This is a genomic window from Rufibacter ruber (genome assembly GCF_014138425.1).
Lineage (GTDB): Bacteria > Bacteroidota > Bacteroidia > Cytophagales > Hymenobacteraceae > Nibribacter > Nibribacter ruber_C.
The window spans coordinates 1-1,656 of the sequence record NZ_JACJIQ010000044.1 but is presented as its reverse complement, the minus strand read 5'-3'; the positions used below and the strand labels follow the sequence as shown (position 1 = coordinate 1,656).

The following is a 1,656-nucleotide window of genomic DNA, read 5'->3' as shown; positions in this document are numbered from 1 at the left end:
TGTGCTTGTTGCACAACTGGTTGAAGATAAACGTAAAAGGATATTCCACCAAATCATTTTACGATGCAGGGCAGGAAGCACTTTGCCGATGAGAAGGAGCTGCGCTTCTCGCTCTCGGCGCACGTTCCGGAACATAACTTCTACCGCAAACTCAAGCAACGGCTGGACCTCTCGTTCCTATATCCCATAACCAAAGCCTACTACGGGCGCTGCGGACAGCAGTCCATCGACCCGGCGGTGTTCTTCAGGCTCTGCCTGGTGGGCTACCTGGAGAACATCGTCTCGGACCGCAAACTCATCGAGCACTGCAGCCTCAGGCTGGACCTCCTGTACTTCCTGGGTTACCAGCTCGACGAGCCCTTGCCTTGGCACTCGACCGTCTCCCGCACCCGCCAGCTTCTGCCCCCGGAGCTGTTTGAGCAGGTCTTCACCCGTGTGCCTTCCCTTTGCGCGGAGGCGGGGATGGTGGCTGGGCATACACAAGTCGTGGATTCCGCTCTCATCAAGGCCAATGCCTCCATGGACTCCCTTGAGCTGAAGGTGCCGCGGGAGACGCTCGAGGCGCACCTGGGTCGGGTCGGGGCCATCAGCCGCGCCGACCGCAAGGCAAAAGAAAACAAGGCTACCGTGGGGCAACAGACCCTCACTGCCACCCGCGGCGAGTTGCAGGAAATAGAAGCCCGTAACCGGAGGTGGGGCCTGGGGCAGGACCAGCGTACCGGGGCCCGCAACAAGAACAGCAAGTACACCTCCAACAAGACGCACTACTCGCCCGTGGACCCCGATGCCCGCATCGCCGTCAAGCCCGGCAAGGCCCGCAAGCTCTGCTACCTCCTGCAGCTCTCGGTGGACACCGCCCACCACACCATCACCCACGTGCAGGCGGACCTGGCGGACAGGAAAGAAAACCAGTGCCTGCCCTCTGTGCTCGGGTCCCTCTCCGGTAGGCTGCACCAGATGGGGCTGGGCTGCAACACGCTGCTGGCGGACGCCGGCTACTCCTCGGGCGAGAACTACGCCTTGCTTGAGCAGGAAGGCATCACCGCCTTCATCCCGCCGCACGGCACCTACAAGGGCGGGCCGGAGGGCTTTAGCTATAATAAAGAAGAGGACTGCTGGGTTTGCCCGCAGGGCAAGAAAGCCACGTTCCGGAAGATGAAAGTGGAGCCGAAGGGCAGCATCAGAAAGAAGCTCTACCTCACCACCCGCCGGGACTGCAAGGGCTGCCCTCTCCGGGAAAGCTGCATCGGTAAGGGCCACGAGAAGAAGGTGGAGATCACCTACTACCGCGAGGAGTACGAGCGGGTGATCGCGCGCCTGAAAAGCCGCTATGGGCGGAAGATGAAAGGGCTCAGGCAGGCGACGGTGGAGCCGGTGCTGGGCACGCTCATCAACTTCCTGGGGCTAAGGAAAATCAATACAAGGGTTATCAAGCAGGCGCACAAAGTAATGCTGTTGGCTGCCACGGCATATAACCTGAAGAAACTGCTCAATTTTAAACCCAGGGAAAGCCAGACGGCCGTCATGGCCCTGCCCAGGGCTTCTGCAGCAACGCTTTTGATGCTCTTTTTGGCGGCAGGAATTGAAATCAACTTGAGAAAAGTGAAGAGGGATTGAAACAGGGCACTGTTTAACGCTGAGTTGTGCAACAGCTAC

The 1,656-nt window shown here is 59.5% G+C and carries 1 protein-coding gene; it reads left to right on the top strand.

Annotation, left to right across the window (positions count from 1 at the left end):
- The first annotated feature begins 63 nt into the window (after positions 1–63).
- The gene (locus tag FHS90_RS22180) at positions 64–1,617 is read left to right on the top strand and encodes an IS1182 family transposase (RefSeq protein ID WP_066839870.1); all 1,554 of its coding nucleotides are present in this window, start codon (positions 64–66) and stop codon (positions 1,615–1,617) included.
- The last annotated feature ends 39 nt before the right edge of the window (positions 1,618–1,656 follow it).

Excerpts from the sequence above, each read along its gene's own strand:
- FHS90_RS22180 (WP_066839870.1), top strand. The coding sequence starts at position 64 with ATGCAGGGCAGGAAGCACTTTGCCGATGAGAAGGAGCTGCGCTTCTCG.